General features: G+C 52.7%; 17 protein-coding genes. 6 read left to right on the forward strand and 11 right to left on the reverse strand.

Annotation, left to right across the window (positions count from 1 at the left end; all coding sequences use genetic code 11):
* The first annotated feature begins 14 nt into the window (after positions 1-14).
* Complete coding sequence (gene fumC / locus IP581_RS10360; RefSeq protein WP_086869333.1) at positions 15-1415, forward strand: class II fumarate hydratase; 1401 nt, start codon at positions 15-17, stop codon at positions 1413-1415.
* On the opposite strand, the gene tus is transcribed toward fumC, so the two are convergent.
* The 3 genes from tus to rstA all read right to left on the reverse strand — a co-directional run bounded on the left by tus (position 1412) and on the right by rstA (position 4456).
* A complete protein-coding gene (gene tus, locus IP581_RS10365; RefSeq protein WP_193822475.1) occupies positions 1412-2341 on the reverse strand; it encodes a DNA replication terminus site-binding protein in 930 nt (309 codons plus the stop codon). The genes fumC and tus overlap by 4 nt on opposite strands.
* 75 nt (positions 2342-2416) lie before the next feature.
* Positions 2417-3712 (reverse strand): two-component system sensor histidine kinase RstB, encoded by a 1296-nt coding sequence (gene rstB / locus IP581_RS10370; RefSeq protein ID WP_193822476.1) that lies wholly within the window; start codon positions 3710-3712, stop codon positions 2417-2419.
* A 21-nt stretch (positions 3713-3733) separates the two neighbouring features.
* Positions 3734-4456 carry a two-component system response regulator RstA gene (gene rstA, locus IP581_RS10375; RefSeq protein WP_193822477.1) on the reverse strand — a complete coding sequence of 241 codons (723 nt, stop codon included), beginning with the start codon at positions 4454-4456 and terminating at the stop codon, positions 3734-3736.
* A gap of 128 nt (positions 4457-4584) precedes the next feature.
* Here rstA and IP581_RS10380 point away from each other — a divergent pair, with 128 nt between their 5' ends.
* Positions 4585-4920: a GlpM family protein gene (locus IP581_RS10380; RefSeq protein WP_193822478.1), complete on the forward strand. Its 336-nt coding sequence runs from the start codon at positions 4585-4587 to the stop codon at positions 4918-4920.
* On the opposite strand, the gene IP581_RS10385 is transcribed toward IP581_RS10380, so the two are convergent.
* Both IP581_RS10385 and ydgH read right to left on the reverse strand, forming a co-directional pair.
* Positions 4917-6299: an amino acid permease gene (locus IP581_RS10385; protein ID WP_193822479.1), complete on the reverse strand. Its 1383-nt coding sequence runs from the start codon at positions 6297-6299 to the stop codon at positions 4917-4919. The genes IP581_RS10380 and IP581_RS10385 overlap by 4 nt on opposite strands.
* 192 nt (positions 6300-6491) lie before the next feature.
* Complete coding sequence (gene ydgH, locus IP581_RS10390; protein WP_086869323.1) at positions 6492-7436, reverse strand: DUF1471 family protein YdgH; 945 nt, start codon at positions 7434-7436, stop codon at positions 6492-6494.
* Between the two features lie 502 nt (positions 7437-7938).
* Between ydgH and pntA the strand changes: the two genes are divergently transcribed.
* The 3 genes from pntA (at position 7939) to IP581_RS10405 (ending at position 12086) form a co-directional block, all read left to right on the forward strand.
* Complete coding sequence (gene pntA / locus IP581_RS10395) at positions 7939-9468, forward strand: Re/Si-specific NAD(P)(+) transhydrogenase subunit alpha (RefSeq protein ID WP_193822480.1); 1530 nt, start codon at positions 7939-7941, stop codon at positions 9466-9468.
* A 10-nt stretch (positions 9469-9478) separates the two neighbouring features.
* Positions 9479-10867 carry a Re/Si-specific NAD(P)(+) transhydrogenase subunit beta gene (gene pntB, locus IP581_RS10400; protein WP_193822481.1) on the forward strand — a complete coding sequence of 463 codons (1389 nt, stop codon included), beginning with the start codon at positions 9479-9481 and terminating at the stop codon, positions 10865-10867.
* 106 nt (positions 10868-10973) lie between these two features.
* Positions 10974-12086, forward strand: coding sequence for a mechanosensitive ion channel family protein (locus IP581_RS10405; protein WP_193822482.1), 1113 nt, complete (start codon positions 10974-10976; stop codon positions 12084-12086).
* Positions 12087-12114: 28 nt separating this feature from the next.
* Here IP581_RS10405 and uspE read toward each other — a convergent pair whose 3' ends face one another.
* The 3 genes from uspE to ogt all read right to left on the reverse strand — a co-directional run bounded on the left by uspE (position 12115) and on the right by ogt (position 14688).
* Positions 12115-13065 (reverse strand): universal stress protein UspE, encoded by a 951-nt coding sequence (gene uspE / locus IP581_RS10410; RefSeq protein ID WP_017456641.1) that lies wholly within the window; start codon positions 13063-13065, stop codon positions 12115-12117.
* A gap of 145 nt (positions 13066-13210) precedes the next feature.
* Complete coding sequence (fnr, locus tag IP581_RS10415; RefSeq protein ID WP_016496244.1) at positions 13211-13963, reverse strand: fumarate/nitrate reduction transcriptional regulator Fnr; 753 nt, start codon at positions 13961-13963, stop codon at positions 13211-13213.
* A gap of 209 nt (positions 13964-14172) precedes the next feature.
* Positions 14173-14688 carry a methylated-DNA--[protein]-cysteine S-methyltransferase gene (gene ogt, locus IP581_RS10420; RefSeq protein WP_193822483.1) on the reverse strand — a complete coding sequence of 172 codons (516 nt, stop codon included), beginning with the start codon at positions 14686-14688 and terminating at the stop codon, positions 14173-14175.
* Positions 14689-15211: 523 nt separating this feature from the next.
* On the opposite strand from ogt, the gene smrA reads away from it, so the two are divergent.
* Positions 15212-15775, forward strand: a complete 564-nt coding sequence (gene smrA / locus IP581_RS10425) for a DNA endonuclease SmrA (protein ID WP_086869311.1) — start codon at positions 15212-15214, stop codon at positions 15773-15775.
* A 76-nt stretch (positions 15776-15851) separates the two neighbouring features.
* On the opposite strand, the gene IP581_RS10430 is transcribed toward smrA, so the two are convergent.
* From IP581_RS10430 to IP581_RS10440, 3 genes are read right to left on the reverse strand one after another with little or no spacing between them, the layout of a single operon-like run.
* Entirely contained in the window at positions 15852-16052 is a 201-nt protein-coding gene (locus IP581_RS10430; protein WP_193822484.1) for a hypothetical protein, read from the reverse strand.
* 13 nt (positions 16053-16065) lie between these two features.
* Positions 16066-17136 (reverse strand): butyrate kinase, encoded by a 1071-nt coding sequence (buk, locus tag IP581_RS10435; RefSeq protein ID WP_193822485.1) that lies wholly within the window; start codon positions 17134-17136, stop codon positions 16066-16068.
* Between the two features lie 2 nt (positions 17137-17138).
* Complete coding sequence (locus tag IP581_RS10440; protein ID WP_086869305.1) at positions 17139-18029, reverse strand: phosphate acyltransferase; 891 nt, start codon at positions 18027-18029, stop codon at positions 17139-17141.
* Positions 18030-18045: the final 16 nt, after the last annotated feature.

The following is an 18045-nucleotide window of genomic DNA, read 5'->3' on the forward strand; positions in this document are numbered from 1 at the left end:
CCAAGGAGAGAGTCATGGCAACGCATCGCAGTGAGAAAGATTCAATGGGCGCAATCGACGTCCCGGCAGACAAACTGTGGGGAGCGCAAACCCAGCGGTCGCTTGAGCACTTTCGTATCTCAACGGAAAAAATGCCGGTCTCACTGATCCACGCCCTGGCGCTGACCAAACGCGCAGCGGCGAAAGTTAATCAGGATTTGGGGCTGCTGCCCGAAGAGAAAGCGCGCGCGATCATCGCGGCGGCAGATGAGGTGCTGGCCGGTCAACATCCCGATGAGTTTCCGCTCGCTATCTGGCAGACCGGCTCCGGTACGCAGAGCAATATGAATATGAACGAGGTGCTGGCCAATCGCGGCAGCGAAATCCTCGGTGGCGTGCGCGGGATGGAACGCAAGATCCATCCCAATGACGACGTGAATAAAAGCCAGAGTTCAAATGATGTTTTCCCGACGGCGATGCATGTGGCGGCGGTAATTGGCGTGCGCGAGCAACTGATCCCGCAGTTACAGGTACTGAAAAAGACGCTTAATGAGAAAGCCATCGCGTTTGCCGGTATTGTCAAAATCGGCCGTACCCATTTGCAGGACGCGACGCCGCTGACGCTGGGCCAGGAGATCTCCGGCTGGGTGGCGATGCTTGAGCATAACCTTAAACATATCGAACAGAGCTTGCCGCACCTGAGCGAACTGGCGCTGGGCGGCACCGCCGTGGGCACCGGGCTGAATACGCACCCGGAATACGCCGTGCGCGTGGCGCAAGAGCTGGCCAGCTTCACCGGACAACCGTTTATTACCGCACCGAACAAATTTGAAGCGCTGGCGACCTGCGATGCGCTGGTACATGCGCATGGCGCGCTGAAAGGGCTCGCCGCTTCATTAATGAAAATCGCGAACGATGTACGCTGGCTCGCCTCTGGCCCGCGTTGTGGTATTGGCGAAATCGCGATTCCGGAAAACGAACCGGGCAGCTCGATTATGCCAGGCAAAGTGAACCCCACGCAGTGCGAAGCGATGACTATGCTCTGCAGCCAGGTGCTGGGCAATGATGTGGCGGTGAATATTGGTGGCGCATCCGGCAACTTTGAGCTCAACGTTTTCCGCCCGATGGTTATCCACAACTTCCTGCAATCGGTACGTTTGCTGGCGGATGGGATGGAGAGCTTTAACGAGCATTGCGCCGTGGGGATTGAACCCAATCGCGAGCGTATTGATCAACTGCTGAATGAGTCTTTGATGTTAGTGACAGCATTGAATACCCATATCGGCTACGACAAAGCGGCGGAAATTGCCAAAAAAGCGCACAAAGAGGGGCTGACGCTGAAAGCGTCTGCGCTGGCGCTCGGCTACCTGACGGAAGCCGAGTTTGACAGCTGGGTACGTCCGGAATCGATGGTGGGCAGTTTGAAACAGGCTTAACCCGCCAGATACAGGTGCAGCCGCGGGATGATCAGCGTCAGCGGCTGCGCCTGCGGTTTATAGCGGTGTTGAATAGTTTCCGCGTTGTAATCCAGCAGCTCGCCAATATCCGGCACGGTTCCGCCATTCTCTTCTGAAATTAGCGTGATAAGCGGTGTCGGGCAGGCGTATTGCACCTGCTTTTGTGAACCGGCATACCAGACTCGGGCAATGGGCTGCACTTTCACCGGGCGCTTGATTTTGAGCCGCGCCTGTTTGGGCAGGGCGGCGATATCGTTGTACTCCTGCTCAATCCGCCCCAGCCACTCTTCACGCGTCCATGCAGAGACGGCGCGCGGGGATTTCAGGCTCTTTTCCAGCTGTGCCAGCACCTCATCGCGGGTGAGATTTTTAATAATATGCTTATTTGCCCAGCCAAAGCGGATCGTTGCCGGTGCGCGAATGGCCGTTAGTGTCCGGTAAGCATTGAGAGTGATAAGCCCCGGCAGGTGGCGATGTACCCATTCAAACCGGGCTGCGGGAGCCAGCCCCGATTCCTGGGTGACAATCCGCTCAAAGGCTAATTTCAGCGCGTTCACCGTACTGATGCGCCCGGTCAGCGCGCTAAGTGTCGCCTCATTTGCCTGATAGCAAATAACGCCCGGCAGCCGCACGGCGGCTTTACTACTGCGGTTTTCGGACTGCTGCTGAATAAAAAGATGGGTGTAATGCTTATGGGCAAGCTCTGCCGCCTGCTGACCAAGATGTTGCTCGACATGAATCGCGGTAAGCGGATTGTGTTCCGCGCCTTTGGGGACATCCGGCAGGCTAAATACGCGTGCGGCCATTAACCGGCAGCCCGCTAACTCGGTTTTTAGCGCTGCCAGTTCATGCTCCAACTGCCGGAAGGTGGTGTTCAGGCGTTCGATCAAATCTAAGGCCGCCATGGTGCACTCCATTAGTTACAACATACTTATGTTTATAGCACAGTCGCCGGGATTCGGCCACTGTGCGGTAAATCGTCAGGAGGGCAAGGAAATGTTGTGGTAAATCGGCCAGCGGAAAGAAAATTTCGCGCCGCCCAGTTCGCTTTGCGCGCAACTGACTTCGCCGCCGAAGGCCTGCGCGATGGAGTGGACTATCGCCAGCCCCAGCCCGCAGCCGCCGGTCGCGCGATCGCGGCTGGGGTCAAGGCGAACAAAGGGCTCAAACACGCGTTCGCGCTCTTCGGGCGCAATACCGGGGCCATCATCTTCAACGATCATGCAGGCTTGTGAACCTTCGCGTTGTAAGGTGACTTTTATCGTTTGCTGGCTGTAACGCAGGGCGTTATTCACCAGATTATCCAGAACGCGCTCCATCAGGCGCATATCCAGCGCACCGTAAACTTCACCCGGCGTTGTTGCCAGCAAAAAGGCGTGCTGCGGATTCATGCTGCGCACATCGTCAAGATAACTGCTGAACCACGCCGGCAGATCCGGCGAGGTGAGTTTCAGTTCGGTCTGCGGTCGATCGAGACGGGCATAAGTCAGCAACTCTTCAATCAGCGCTTCCAGTTGCCCGATATCGCGATTTAACGCCGCATGCTCGGTTTCGCTGAGGTTTTCGCTCATCTCCAGCCGGTAACGCAGCCTGACCAGCGGCGTGCGCAGTTCGTGGGCTATGCCGTCTATAAGGTGCTTTTTACTGGCGATCAGCGCATTGATATTGTCCGCCATCTGGTTAAAGGCGATGCCGAGCCGTTCAAAACTTGAGGCACTGTCAAAATGAATGCGCTCTTCTAAATGCCCCTCGCCGAAGCGTTGTGCTGCCGATTCCAGCCGCAACATCTCCTGCCAGTGCGGACGCATCCAGATAAATACCGGAAAGGCGAGAGAGATAGCAATTAACGCCATTAACCCCATATCCAGCAGCCGTGTTTCATGCAGGAAGAAGAGATACGGCACCGGACCGACCGCCAAAACATAATGGCTGCGGGGAATACGCTGGATAAAGGTGTATTCCGAATCCAGCGCCACAATATCGCCTTCACGTAGCCGTTGCGCCGGGCGCGGTTCCAGCGTGAATTTGCTCATCGGCTCAATACGCAAATTAAACGACAGATTGAGATCCAATTCCTTCAGGGTTCTGGCCCATTGATTGGGCGGGATCTCGCGCAGCTCGCTACGCATCAGGTACAGCGAGCTTTTCATCAGGTCGTCAAGGGACTGGCGGCCAGCCCGCTCGGCGGTGAATTTATACACCAGACCCACCAGCATCGTCATGACCAGAAAGCAGACGAACAGCAAAAGGTAAAACTGGACGAACAGCTTTTTCATAGCGACACCTGGTTGTGCGTTTTAGTTGTCCCACGCATGCGGGGCAAATAGATAGCCTTTGTTGCGAACGGTTTTAATACGGTAAGGTTCCGTTGCGCTGTCGAGCAGCTTTTTACGCAGACGGGAAATCGCCACATCAACGCTGCGATCCATGCCATCGTAGCTTACACCGCGTAAGTTTTTCAGCAGCGCATCCCGGTCCATAATCTGCCCGGCATGGGTCGCTAACTCCCACAGCAATTCGAAATCGGCGGTGGAGAGGGCGACTTGTTGCCCGGCCAGCAGTACCTGGCGGTTAACCGGATCGATAGATAAGGTGCCAAAGCTGATCGTTTTATGCTGTTTCAGCGAGGGCGTTGCGGGTTCGGAGACGGTATTGGCACTGTTGCGCTGGCGCAAATGTAAACGCAGGCGCGCCAGCAATACGGCGGGCGGTGTGGTTTTCAGAATGTAGTCGTTGGCGCCCATCTCCAGTGAAAGAATATGGTTCATATCACTGTCCAGTGAGGTGAGCAGCACAATCGGGCCGCTCCACTGGTTACGCAAGTCGCGGCACAAGGTCATGCCATCTTTGCCGGGCAGCATAATATCCAGCAGCACCAGTTCGGGTTTTTCGCGGGCGATCACCTCTTCGGCGCGATCGCCACGGGGTTCGACAATGACGTCCATATCGTGTTTGCCCAGATAAGCGGCAATCAGTGCGCCTACTTCCGGGTCATCTTCCACAAAAACGATCTTATTCATAAGCCATCGCGATTGTTCAAAAACGTCAACATACACCGCCTTGCTATAAGCTGCCATTAATCTTTTCTAAACAAAGAGGCTTCCGTTATGCTGTAGGTCGTTGTTGTTGCAGTGATAAAGGGAAAATCATGGGGTTGGTGATTAAAGCAGCTATCGGGGCGCTGGTGGTAGTGTTGATTGGTCTGTTAGCCAAAACGAAAAATTACTATATCGCCGGGTTAATTCCGTTATTTCCCACTTTCGCGCTGATTGCGCACTATATTGTCGCCACCGAGCGTGGCATTGAGGCGCTGCGCACCACGATCATGTTCGGCATGTGGGCGATTATTCCCTATTTTATCTATTTACTGTCGCTCTGGTATTTCACCGGTTTTATGCGGGTCTGGCCGGCGCTGGGCTGCGCGGTTATTTGCTGGAGCCTCAGCGCCTGGTTGTTAATTTATTGCTGGAGCCGTCTGCACTAGCGCATCAGCATCCAGGTGGCGGGAACGGCGGCGATTAACAAGGCGCCAATCAGCGCTTTTTCATGCTGTTTGAGCATTTCTGTCATCTCATGTGTGTGACGGGCGTACATAAACACCAGCAATCCCGGTGCGTAGAGCACCACCGACAGCAATAAATGCATCGGACCAGAGGCATACAGCAGCCACAAGCCATACAGGCAAGCGCCGATGGCCACCGCCTGGTGCAAAGGACGCTGCGCGATCTTCAACAGGAACGCACCGACAAGGAAATAGGGCACCAGAATCATCTCTGAAGCGATGGTCAGCAGCGTGTTGTAATCCGAACCGGTGAGCCAGATAAGCACCAGGCAAACCTGCACGCTGATATTGGTCAGCCACAAAGAGGCAGCAGGCGCATTGTTTTTATTCTGCCGCGCGAAGATCTTCGGGAACGCTTTATGCGTTGCGGCCAATAACGGCACTTCCGCCGCCATAATCGTCCAGCTCAGGTACGCGCCGCAGACGGAGACAATCAATCCCGCTGCAATAATCACTTCACCCCAGTTCCCCAGCAGTTTCACCATCAGACCGGCCATGGATGGATTACGCATTTCCGCTAACTCCGGGCGGGGAACAACGCCGAGCGAAAGCAAAGTAACCAGCAGGTAGACGGTCAGCGCAGCCAGCACGGCGAGCAGTGTGGCGCGGCCAACATCGTGCTTATTGCGCGCCCGGGCAGAAACCACGACCGCGCCTTCGACGCCAATAAAGACCCACAGGGTAATCAGCATGGTGTTTTTCACCTGTTCCCATACCGGAACACCCAGCGCGATGCCGCTGAAATCAAGGCGGAATTTATCAAGGTTAAACGCCAGCGCCGCCAGCACAACAAACAGCCCAAGCGGTACCAGTTTCGCCAGCGTCGCCGCCAGGTTGATACTCGCAGCGGTCTGTACGCCGCGCAGAACCAGTGCATGCACAATCCACAATAGTGCGGATGCGCCAACAATCGACTGCCAGGTGTTGCCATCGCCAAACAGGCGCAACGATGGCGTGTCGGTAAAGAAACTCAGGGCGGAAAAGACGATAACCAGATAGGAGACGTTAGCGATAACCGCACACAGCCAGTAGCCCCAGGCCGAACAAAAGCCAATCAGTTCACCAAAACCTGCGCGGGCGTAAGTGAATATGCCGCCATCGAGATCCGGGCGAATACGGGTCAGGATCAGCATGGCAAAGGCGAGCAGTAAAATTCCCGCCCCGGTGATCATCCAGCCAATGATCAGCGCCGCCGGGCTGGCAACTTCCGCCATATTTTGTGGCAGGCTGAAAACGCCTGCGCCCAGCATCGAGCTTAAAACCAGCGCAGTTAATGCGCTAAGGCTAAGTTTCTTTTCCATGGTTATCCTGTCAAAAAAGCAACTAATCCAGAATAATTATTTTGCCGTGGCGCATAAATATGGTGGATATCACTAAGGCGCGGGATTTTACGGAGAGTCGACGGGCCATGCAATGAGGTGGGACGACAATTTTACGAAAAAGAGTAAAAAAATAAAAAAGGCGGCCGTAGCCGCCTGATTCATAAATGCAGATTATTTATACAGATCGGCGCTGATGGTCATATTGTTGCCGCTTTCTGACCACTGGCGTGTGATGTGATAGTACTTGGCGCCTTTTGCCGCAGCACGTTTGGCGACCTGGTAAGAGATCTCCGTCATGTTGCCATAGTTGCCGGTGAACTTGATGCTGTCGAACGGCACCATCTGGGCTGCGGTGATTTTATTCACCTCTTCAATCTTCTTGCCGTCAGGCAGCGTGACACTGTAACGACCGCCGGAAGAGGATTGCGTTTCGAAGAAACGACCGACACCAACGCCGGCTGTCGCATCGCTGGCGACGCCTGGGATCTCAACTTTTTTGGCTTCTTCACCACCTTTTGCCAGCGCGGCGCGGCCCGCATCCGAGTCACGCGGGATAGCATCCGCGCTCTGGATAACGCGTTTTTTTGCGTCTGCTTTATAAATGAAGGCCGTGATGATCTGGTTGCCGCCCTGGTTAGCATCAACCTGGCGAACAATAAAGAAAGAGGCGGCGCCTTTCTCTTTGGCGGCTTTAGTAATGGCGTCGTTCACTTCCGGCTGGGTGCGGAAGAAACCCTGAACGGTCACCGTATCGTACGGCTGAAGTGCAATCGCTTGATCTTTAGGTAACTCGGTCACGCCGTTAATAACGCGGAAAGCAGGACGCTCCGCTTTGGCGGCGTCCGCCTTGTATAAATCGACCGTCGCGCGCTGGTTACCGCTGTTGCCCGCATCGGAGGTGTCAACAACGTAAAAAGATGCGGCACCTTCTTTATCCGCACGTTTGGATGCTGCGTTAACGACGTCGCCAATGGCATTAAAACGGCCGGTGATCACGATGCGATCGTAAGGTTTTACCGCTGCCGCTTGCTCCGGTGTTAACTCTGTCGCTGCGTTGGCGGTAAATGCCGTTGCCGAGAGAAGTGCTGACGCCAGGAGGGTGTACTTAAGCTTCATAAAAATAATCCTTCGCCTTGCGCAAACCATAAACTGGTGTTGTTGTTGGGAAAACGTCGGTGATTATTGCATTTAAACAGCGCAACTGTCTGCGTCATTTTTCACTGACTGTGCGGCTGAGAGGGAAATAACGATAACCTTTAGTGATATGTTGAAAAAACAGACGCTTGACCAGCAAAACCGATAAAGGTTATGACTTTTTTAAGTTAATACATTGTTAAAAAGCGAATCTTAACTGGAGATTAATCGTGTTTTGCCGCTTCGCTTGAGCGGAATATCGGCCTGCATGCAGGAATTTAAGGTAAATAACCTTGCCTGCGGTCTCAGACCGTTAATTTTCACGGATAAATGCATAATTTCTCTTTTCCGGCTGTGGATCACAGGCGTTATTTTCAGTAGGTTATAGAAAGTTTGTTACTGTTTTATTTTCCGCAGCGTTGAGTAAATAACCGCGCCGGAACCACTGACAAACCATCATCTAAAACCGATGGAAGGGAAAACTATGCGTATTGGTGTACCTAAAGAACGGTTGGCCAATGAAACCCGTGTTGCAGCGACGCCGAAAACGGTCGAGCAACTGCTTAAACTGGGTTTTACCGTCGCGATTGAAAGCGGCGCGGGCAAGCTGGCAAGTTTCGATGACGAGGCGTTCGTCCAGGCCGGGGCGACGATTGTCGATGGAAGCAACGTCTGGCACTCGGACGTTATCCTCAAAGTTAACGCGCCGGATGACGAAGAGATCGCGCTGCTTAACCCGGGCACAACGCTGGTGAGTTTTATCTGGCCTGCGCAAAATCCGGCATTGATGGAGAAGCTGGCCGCACGCAACATTACCGTGATGGCGATGGATTCCGTGCCGCGTATCTCCCGCGCTCAGTCGCTGGATGCGCTGAGCTCAATGGCCAACATTGCGGGCTATCGTGCGATTGTTGAAGCGGCGCATGAATTCGGTCGTTTCTTTACCGGGCAGATCACGGCGGCGGGCAAAGTGCCACCGGCGAAAGTGATGGTGATTGGCGCGGGCGTTGCCGGTCTGGCGGCGATTGGCGCGGCCAACAGCCTTGGGGCCATTGTGCGTGCGTTCGACACGCGCCCTGAAGTCAAAGAGCAGGTGCAGAGCATGGGCGCCGAGTTCCTGGAGCTGGATTTCCAGGAAGAAGCGGGCAGCGGCGACGGTTACGCGAAAGTGATGTCCGATGCCTTTATCAAAGCAGAAATGGAACTCTTCGCAGCCCAGGCGAAAGATGTCGACATTATTGTCACCACGGCGCTTATTCCGGGGAAACCCGCACCGAAGCTGATCACCCGTGAAATGGTTGATTCCATGAAGCCGGGCAGCGTCATTGTTGACTTGGCTGCGCAAAACGGCGGCAACTGCGAATACACCGTGCCGAACGAGGTCAGCACCACCGCCAATGGCGTGAAAGTGATCGGTTATACCGACTTACCTGGCCGCTTGCCTACGCAGTCTTCCCAGCTTTACGGCACCAACCTGGTCAACCTGCTGAAACTGCTGTGCGTTGAAAAAGATGGCAACGTGGTTGTCGATTTTGATGACGTTGTGGTTCGCGGGGTTACCGTGGTTCGCGATGGTGAAGTAACCTGGCCGGCGCCGCCGATTCAGGTTTCTGCACAGCCGCAGGCCGCGCCGAAAGCGGCCGCGGCACCAAAAGAAGAGGTCAAACCGGTTTCGCCGTGGCGGAAATATGCTTTTATGGCGCTGGCGATCATTCTGTTTGGCTGGCTTGCGGATGTTGCACCGAAAGAGTTCCTCGGCCACTTTACCGTTTTCGCACTCTCTTGCGTGGTGGGTTACTACGTAGTGTGGAACGTTTCGCATGCGCTGCACACGCCGCTGATGTCGGTGACGAACGCCATTTCCGGCATTATCGTTGTTGGCGCGCTGTTGCAGATTGCTCACGGCGGCTGGGTCAGCTTCTTGAGTTTTATTGCGGTACTGATTGCCAGCATTAATATTTTTGGTGGTTTCACCGTCACTCAGCGCATGCTGAAAATGTTCCGGAAGAACTAAGGGGTAACAGATGTCTGGAGGATTAGTTACAGCTGCATACATTGTTGCCGCGATCCTGTTTATTTTCAGCCTGGCGGGGCTTTCAAAACACGAAACGTCCCAGCAGGGAAATAACTTTGGTATCGCCGGGATGGCGATTGCGCTGATTGCAACCATCTTTGGCCCGGACACCGGTAATGTCGCCTGGATTCTAGTGGCGATGATTATCGGTGGCGCGATTGGTATTCGCCTGGCGAAGAAAGTCGAAATGACCGAAATGCCGGAGCTGGTGGCGGTGCTGCACAGTTTTGTCGGCCTGGCGGCGGTACTGGTTGGTTTTAACAGCTATCTCGACCATGAGGTGGGGCTGGAGCCGGTGCTGGTGAATATTCACCTGACGGAAGTGTTCCTCGGCATCTTTATTGGTGCGGTGACCTTCACGGGGTCTATTGTCGCTTTCGGTAAACTGCGCGGGAAGATCTCTTCTAAGCCGCTGATGCTGCCGCATCGCCACAAACTGAATCTGGCGGCGCTGGTGGTTTCCTTCTTGTTGCTGCTGGTGTTTGTGCGCACTGAAAGTGTCGGTCTGCAAGTACTGGCGCTGCTGGTGATGACAATAATTGCACTGGTGTTTGGCTGGCATCTGGTGGCCTCTATCGGTGGTGCGGATATGCCGGTTGTGGTCTCGATGCTGAACTCCTACTCCGGTTGGGCAGCGGCGGCCGCGGGCTTTATGCTTAGCAATGATCTGCTGATCGTGACCGGTGCGCTGGTCGGTTCTTCCGGTGCGATCCTCTCTTACATTATGTGTAAGGCGATGAACCGCTCCTTTATCAGCGTAATTGCCGGTGGTTTTGGTACTGATGGCTCTTCAACCGGCAGTGATGAAGAAGCGGGCGAGCACCGTGAAATCAATGCCGAAGAGACCGCAGAACTGCTGAAAAACTCGCATTCGGTCATTATCACCCCAGGCTACGGCATGGCGGTGGCGCAGGCGCAATATCCGGTGGCGGAAATCACCGAAAAACTGCGTGCGCGCGGCGTGAAGGTGCGTTTCGGTATTCATCCGGTTGCCGGACGTTTGCCGGGCCATATGAACGTGCTGCTGGCGGAAGCGAAAGTGCCGTACGACATCGTGCTGGAAATGGACGAAATCAACGATGATTTCGCCGATACCGACACCGTGCTGGTTATCGGTGCGAACGACACGGTCAACCCGGCGGCGCAGGATGATCCTAAGAGCCCGATCGCCGGTATGCCGGTGCTGGAAGTGTGGAAGGCGCAGAACGTGATTGTGTTCAAGCGTTCCATGAATACCGGCTACGCGGGCGTGCAAAACCCCTTGTTCTTCAAAGAGAACACGCAGATGCTGTTTGGCGATGCCAAAGCCAGCGTCGACGCTATCCTCAAAGCGCTGTAATGCGTATTGATTAAAAAACCGCTCTTCGGAGCGGTTTTTTTTCGTCCGCGTAGACGAAAGCAGAGTGTCTATACTTTTATCTTCATGTTTTTTATGAGGAGGAAGGATGACGTTTTTGTCACGTTTTGACTTCATATCCATAGTGATGCAGCCATCATTCTGGATTGGTCTTGCCACGGTGGTTATCGTTACGCTGGTTGTCTACTGGCTGTTTACCTACTTACTGAATATGGTGCTGAAAGGCGCGCGCAACTGGAGTGAAAAGCAGAACGGCGTCGGCAGGTTGCAGCATGTGGTGGTGGATATGCTCAGGCGCACCAGCAAATTCCTGCTCTTTGTGGCGGCGTTACTCTTCAGCCTGCGGTTTGTCGATCTCCCCGATCACCTGTTTAACACGCTCGGGCATGCCTGGTTTTTAGTGCTGGCGATCCAAATCGCCCTCTGGCTTGATCAGGGCGTGGTATCGTGGATGCGTCACTTGATGTACTCGCCCAACACCAGTAAAAACCCGGTCACCATGGTCATCGCCGGTCTGCTGCTGCGCATGATGCTCTGGACGATGATGTTGTTATCGATTCTGGCGAATGTCGGGGTCAACATTACCGCGCTGGTCGCCAGCCTCGGCGTGGGCGGTATCGCCATCGCGCTGGCGGTACAAACCATTCTCAGCGATGTTTTTGCCTCGCTTTCCATTGGTTTTGATAAACCTTTTGAGATTGGCGACTTTGTCGTTTTCGGCGATGTGGCCGGCACCATCGAGCATATTGGTCTCAAAACCACGCGTATCCGTAGCCTGAGTGGGGAGCAGATTGTCTGCGGTAACGCCATCCTGCTTCAGCAAACACTTCATAACTACAAACGTATGCAGACCCGGCGCATTGTCTTCACTTTTGGTCTGGCGATCACTACGCCACCGGAGAAGCTGCGTAAAGTGGGCGAGATGGTGCGTAGCATCATTACTGATGTTGGCAACACGCGTTTTGACCGTGCCCACTTCCTCGGATTTGGCACCGATCGGCTGAATTTTGAAGTGGTGCATATCGTCAATTCGGCGGATTACAACACCTACATGGATATCCAGCAAGAAATCAATATCCGCATCATGGAACATCTCGCCGCAGAGGGGATTGAACTGGCGCTGCCGTGCGTCGTGGTGAAAGGGGGAGTGGCTGTCGAAACGCCGCCCGTTGAACCACAAGAGGAACAAACGGCGGTATAAAAAACCCGCCTTGCGGCGGGTTGCTAGTTTAGTCGTCTTCTTCGTCGTCCAGCTCAACAGGCGTCTGGTACTCATCCGGCTTAATGACCAACAGATCGCAGCGCAGATGATCAATAACCTGCTCGGCGGTGTTGCCAAGGAACGCGGCGGAGATCCCGGTGCGCCCGATGGTGCCAAGCACGACAATCCCGGCCTGCAGGTGTTCGGCCAGATCCGGGATCACCTCTTCGGGTAAGCCTTTCTCCACATGCGTGAGTTTTTCATCAATGCCAAATTTCTGCCGCAACGCTTTCATCGCCAGCAAGTGCTGACCGCGAATGGCGTCGTTGTATACGCTGGGATCAAATTCCGGCAGTTCAATCGCGATGTTGATAGGTGTCACCGGGTAAGCGCCAACCAGATGAACTTCAGTATGGTTTACCTGTTCGGCCAGATGCAGCGTCTCTTTGACCAGCTTTTCATTCAGCGAGTTGTGATAAATCTCTTCGCTGGCCAGGTTGACGGCGACAACCGCACGTCCGGCTTCTGGCCAGGGCTGGTCTTTTACCATCCATACCGGGCACGGGCATTTACGTAGCAGATGCCAGTCGGTCGGCGTAAAAATGACGGATTCCAGTTTGTCATGCTGGTGGGTCATCTTCAGCAGTAAATCGTGTCCGCCCGCCAGAACTTCCTGAATGATGGCTTCGAAGGGACGATTGTGCCAGACCACTTTGATTTCGATCGGTACACCCGCATCGATATAATATTTCGCCTGCTCGCGGATCCACGCGGTGCGCTGGCTGATGACGCCCTGGCGCATTGCGGTACGCTCGTCAGGGGACAGAAGGGTGGTCATTTCGTAAGAGAAGTCATAGATGGGCAAAAACGCTTTAATGCGGCCGCCAATCCGTTGATGCAAATACACAGCACGTCGTAACGCTGGCTGATCGTCCTGATTGGGATCGATGGCGACCAACATATTCTGATACTTAGCCATACAGGGTCTCCTTACATCTGTCACCACAGTCTGTCAGTAAAAGATAACCCATAAGTGCTGAATGAAACAGGGGAAAGCCTTCGCCAGATCAATAAATCAGATAAATTTAATGACCCGGCAAAGGTGATATCAAGCGGGGGAAAACTCAGGCAACGTTGCGCGCATGACCAGCCAGTTGCGCCAGCATGTCGCTATTCTCAATAGTGATATATTTCCCTTTCACCGCCAGCATGCCGCTCTTCTGGAAACGGCCTAACAGACGGCTGATGGTTTCCACCGTCAGACCCAGATAGTTGCCGATATCACCACGTGTCATCGTCAGGCGGAATTCACGCGGCGAGAAACCACGCTGCGCAAAACGGCGTGAGAGGTTATAAATAAACGCCGCCAGGCGTTCTTCTGCATTTTTCTTCGATAACAGCAGGATCATATCCTGATCGCCTTTGATCTCACCGCTCATCAGACGCATCATTTGCTGACGCAGGTTGGGCATTTTGCCCGAGAGATCATCCAGCGTTTCGAACGGGATTTCACAGACCATGGATGTTTCAAGCGCCTGTGCGAAGCTCGGATGATGGCCGGTACCGATGGCATCAAAGCCCACCAGGTCACCCGCCAAATGGAAACCGGTGATCTGCTCATCGCCCTGTTCGGTAATGGTGTAGCTTTTTATCGTACCGGAGCGGATAGCGTAAAGGGATTTCAATTCATCCCCGGCTTTGAACAAGGTCTGACCTTTCTGGATGGGCTTTTTACGCTCAATGATGTTATCGAGCTGATCCAGCTCATGTTCATTTAGAGTAAAGGGGATGCAAAGCTGGCTAATGCTGCAATCCTGGCAATGGATTGCGCAACCGCCAGACTGAATGCGTCGTATAATTCGCTTTTCCGGGATCATAGGTCTGCTCAACGCCGTAATTGATATTGGTCAATTTTAACATCTTTTTATTGGGCGCGTAAGCCTGGTAAAACGTCAATTCACGATTAATAAAACGGGAGGCAGAAATGAAAAGAGATGACATTGCACCATCTCTTTGAAATTCCATCATTTCGCTAAGGCTTTTACCACAAAAGGAGGTGAAAAGAACGCTAAATATGCGTTTTTTCTCACAATAGAAGATACCCTTCATGGCGCAGTAACCACTCTTTTCGCTGCACGCCGCCCGCATATCCCGTCATCGTACCGTTACTGCCGATAACGCGATGGCAGGGCACGACAATACTCACCGGATTTGAACCATTCGCTGCGCCGACCGCGCGCGCCGCACCTGCACGTCCCAGTTTTACCGCCAGTTGACCATAATGCATTACCTGGCCACAGGGGATAGTGCGTAGCGCTTGCCATACTTCGCGCTGAAAAGGCGTGCCGGCAGTTGCCGTCGGCAGGGTTTCAATCACGGCCAGATCGCCGTCAAAATAGTCCTGCAATTTTTGGCTTAACCCGCCCGGATTATGCGCCGCCACTCGCTGGTAACCTTCCCGGCGATAGTGGATATTCAGTAACTCAACCATCCGATCGCTGTGTTCTTCCCATTCAACCGCGCGAAGCTGAAATTGTTCATCGCACAGCACCCAAAGCGGGCCAAGCGGTGTGGAAATATTATCTTCAAGTAAGGTCAGCATCTGGCATCCTTTTCACTGGGCAATGGCGCAATTTACCAAACGTACCGAAAGGCTGCTATACCCCGAAAGGGCTTATATTGAGAGTAAAAGAAATAAGCTGGTGAAATAATAGCCAGCGAAGTACGCATTATGTAATAGATGATATATTGCGCTTATTTCGCAAATAAAAAAATAGAGCCTGCCGACATCCGTCAGGCTCTACAGTACACACAGCAGCGCATCCGATCGTTATTTTATGCATTTTCATCCTTGCGCGGTAAATATAGTTATAGCGCTCCTTCATTATATTTCCAGTCAGAATTGGTGATTGATTTCACGATAATTTAACTGAAATTCAGAATATTAATTTTTCTTAAGCTAAGTTGTTTATAACATGACTAAGAGTAATGTTATTGGAATATCACCCAGGAGAACTCCTCGCGATTATCTTTTGCCTGTGCAAACGCCAATTAGCTACCAGGCATTGTGAGCGCAGGCCCTGCCAGCTATAGTACGGAGGCAGAAGTAGCTGGAGGACTGCCTAATGAACCCTGACGACAAATCGCTTTTCCTTGACGCCATGGAAGATGTCCAACCCCTGAAGCGCGGTGCTGATGTGCACTGGCAACCGAGCCGCAATTCGCGCACGTTACAACGCGTCGACACTCTGCAACTCGACAACTTTCTGACCACCGGTTTTCTTGATATCGTGCCGCTTGATTCACCGCTGGAGTTCAAACGAGAAGGCCTGCAGCAAGGGGTGCTTGATAAATTGCGCCAGGGGAAATATGGCCAACAGGCAAGTCTGAACTTACTGCACCAACCGATCGAGCAGTGCCGGCAAAGGGTGTTTCGTTTTATGTACCATGCGCGCCAGGACGGGCTACGCAATGTGCTTATCATTCATGGTAAAGCGCGTGAAGAGGGTTCGCATGCGAATATCATCCGGAGTTATCTGGCGCGCTGGTTGCCTGAATTTGATGAGGTTCAGGCGTTTTGCACCGCGCTGCCGCACCACGGCGGAAGCGGTGCTTGCTATGTCGCGATCCGCAAGTCTGAGCAGGCGAAGCAGGATAACTGGGAACGGCATGCAAAACGCAGTCGTTGAAGAACGCAGTGGTGGCGGGAAATTAGCTTGCGAATGATAAATAAAAAGCGGGAACCAGAAAGGTTCCCGTTGTTTTTTAATCGGCATATTCGGCCGCAATAAGAATTTCATTTTGCTGGTTACCCAGCGCTTGTGAAAGATGTTCTGCCTCCGTTTTACTCAGCTCAATTGAAATATTCTCCCGCCCATCATTGAAATTAATGTGCAGGCATACACTGCCATTAGGTTTTGTCACGGTGATGTGATTTGGAAATAATGCAATATTCTTTTTATCCATCGTTTATACCTCTTTAGTATTCGACTAACTCCCTTTGACCTTCCATCGCTGCCAGTACACCATCGGCCAGCGCGAACATCTCATCCTCACCTGGATAAACGACGATTTCCGGTGTAATAAAACTGACGCGCTGATGAATAAATTCGACAATTCTTCTGTTATAGGCCATGCCGCCGGTAATGATGATGGCATCGACCCATCCCTCCAGTACGGCGGCGCATGAGGCGATCTCTTTGGCTATCTGGTAAGCCATGGCTTCCAGAATGTCCCGCGCCTTTTTATTCCCATCCATAATCTGTTGCTCGACGTCGCGGATATCCTTGGTTCCCAGATAACCATATACACCGCCTTCGCCAATCAACTTCTTCTTCAATTGCGCATACGTGTACTGCCCGGAAAAGCACAGTTTTAATAATTCATAGCTGGGAAGGCGGCCTGCGCGTTCCGGCGAGAATGGTCCATCGCCGCCCAGGGCTGAATTCACATCCACAATACGACCATTGCGGTGAGCACCCACGCTGATACCGCCACCTAAATGGGCAACGATCAATTTAAGCGCGGAATAGGAGCGGTTTGTTTCCGTGGCATAACGATGCGCGACTGCTTTTTGATTCAGCGCGTGAAAAGCGCCAACGCGTGAAATTTCCGGTATTCCGGATATCTTTGCTATCGGGTCATATTCATCGACGACGACAGGATCAACGGTATAAGCCATCTCTTCTTTATTTACCGCCCGCGCGAATTCCCAGGCCAGGATGGCTCCCAGATTAGAAGCATGTTCACCGTTCAGACCTACACTGGCATCGTGAATATAGTCGTCATTAATACGATAAACGCCGCTTTGCAGATGACGCACCAGGCCACCCCGACCGATAAATATATCAATGTCATTTAAGCGAAAACCATGCTCCTGCAATATGTCGAGAATTATCTGTTTGCGAAACGCTTTTTGATCCAGCACCGTGGAAAATTCCGCCATCTCTTTTTCATCATGGTTAAAGGTGCGGTAAATAAGCTGTGTGCGGTTGTTATATACCGCGATTTTCGTCAATGTTGAGCCTGGGTTTATTACCAAAATATACATAATCAGTCCTTGCATTGAGAAATCGCACAAGCAATAGCAAAATATTTTGTTTTCGCTGTGTCTGATCGCGAGGTAAATACAACCGGTTTTGCTGTACCCGTCAGTGTGCTTGCGCTCAATGCTCCGCCAAGCTGCATCACCGTTTTATAAAAGACATTGGCGCTGTTGATATCCGGAAGGACGGCGAGGTCAATATCGCCGCCCACCTGGGAGTGCAATCCTTTATGTCGGCAGGATTCTTTATTAAACGCCAGATCGATGGACAGCGGACCTTCAACAATACAATTATCATAAGCGATGCCGCTTAGCGCCGCGGCATCCACGGTAGCGGCGATGGCTGGCGTGATATGCTCAACGGCGGCAATCAGCGCGACTTTGGGCACCGCAATACCAACCTGGTGCAGGACATTAACCGACTGAGCAATCATCGTGGCTTTATCTCGCTGGTCAGGTGTAATCGTGATTCCGGCATCGGTAATAGCAAATAGCTTGTGATAGTGCGGGCTTTCGATGAACGCTAATTGCGTGACAAGCCTCGATGCCGCAATACCGGTCTCTTTATTTAAAATCGCGCGTAAATAAATGGCGCTATCGACAAGACCTTTCATTAAAATATCGGCTTGCCCGGATTTGACCACTCTCACCGCTTCTTTACAGGCTTCTGTTTTATCCGGAAGATCAATTATTTCGACATGGCTGATATCAAATTTAAGGTTTTCAGCGAGCGAGATTATTTTATCCCGGCAACCAATCAGAATTGCCTCTGCCAGCCCGTCATTTCTGATCCATTTAATGGCTTCGAGTGCATGAGAATCTTCTGCTGCGGCAACGGCAACTATTTTCGGCCTTTTACTGCGCGCAAGCTCAACAAACGAACTTAATTTTTCAAGCATGATAAAAATATCCCGA

It is taken from the genome of Kosakonia pseudosacchari (assembly GCF_015167415.1).
GTDB classification, from domain to species: domain Bacteria; phylum Pseudomonadota; class Gammaproteobacteria; order Enterobacterales; family Enterobacteriaceae; genus Kosakonia; species Kosakonia pseudosacchari.

Excerpts from the sequence above, each read along its gene's own strand:
- IP581_RS10430 (WP_193822484.1), bottom strand. The coding sequence starts at position 16,052 with ATGGATAAAAAGAATATTGCATTATTTCCAAATCACATCACCGTGACA.
- tus (WP_193822475.1), bottom strand. The coding sequence starts at position 2,341 with ATGGCGGCCTTAGATTTGATCGAACGCCTGAACACCACCTTCCGGCAG.
- pntA (WP_193822480.1), top strand. The coding sequence starts at position 7,939 with ATGCGTATTGGTGTACCTAAAGAACGGTTGGCCAATGAAACCCGTGTT.
- IP581_RS10440 (WP_086869305.1), bottom strand. The coding sequence starts at position 18,029 with ATGCTTGAAAAATTAAGTTCGTTTGTTGAGCTTGCGCGCAGTAAAAGG.
- fnr (WP_016496244.1), bottom strand. The coding sequence starts at position 13,963 with ATGATCCCGGAAAAGCGAATTATACGACGCATTCAGTCTGGCGGTTGC.
- buk (WP_193822485.1), bottom strand. The coding sequence starts at position 17,136 with ATGTATATTTTGGTAATAAACCCAGGCTCAACATTGACGAAAATCGCG.
- IP581_RS10385 (WP_193822479.1), bottom strand. The coding sequence starts at position 6,299 with ATGGAAAAGAAACTTAGCCTTAGCGCATTAACTGCGCTGGTTTTAAGC.
- pntB (WP_193822481.1), top strand. The coding sequence starts at position 9,479 with ATGTCTGGAGGATTAGTTACAGCTGCATACATTGTTGCCGCGATCCTG.
- smrA (WP_086869311.1), top strand. The coding sequence starts at position 15,212 with ATGAACCCTGACGACAAATCGCTTTTCCTTGACGCCATGGAAGATGTC.
- ogt (WP_193822483.1), bottom strand. The coding sequence starts at position 14,688 with ATGCTGACCTTACTTGAAGATAATATTTCCACACCGCTTGGCCCGCTT.
- uspE (WP_017456641.1), bottom strand. The coding sequence starts at position 13,065 with ATGGCTAAGTATCAGAATATGTTGGTCGCCATCGATCCCAATCAGGAC.
- rstA (WP_193822477.1), bottom strand. The coding sequence starts at position 4,456 with ATGAATAAGATCGTTTTTGTGGAAGATGACCCGGAAGTAGGCGCACTG.
- fumC (WP_086869333.1), top strand. The coding sequence starts at position 15 with ATGGCAACGCATCGCAGTGAGAAAGATTCAATGGGCGCAATCGACGTC.
- rstB (WP_193822476.1), bottom strand. The coding sequence starts at position 3,712 with ATGAAAAAGCTGTTCGTCCAGTTTTACCTTTTGCTGTTCGTCTGCTTT.
- ydgH (WP_086869323.1), bottom strand. The coding sequence starts at position 7,436 with ATGAAGCTTAAGTACACCCTCCTGGCGTCAGCACTTCTCTCGGCAACG.
- IP581_RS10380 (WP_193822478.1), top strand. The coding sequence starts at position 4,585 with ATGGGGTTGGTGATTAAAGCAGCTATCGGGGCGCTGGTGGTAGTGTTG.
- IP581_RS10405 (WP_193822482.1), top strand. The coding sequence starts at position 10,974 with ATGACGTTTTTGTCACGTTTTGACTTCATATCCATAGTGATGCAGCCA.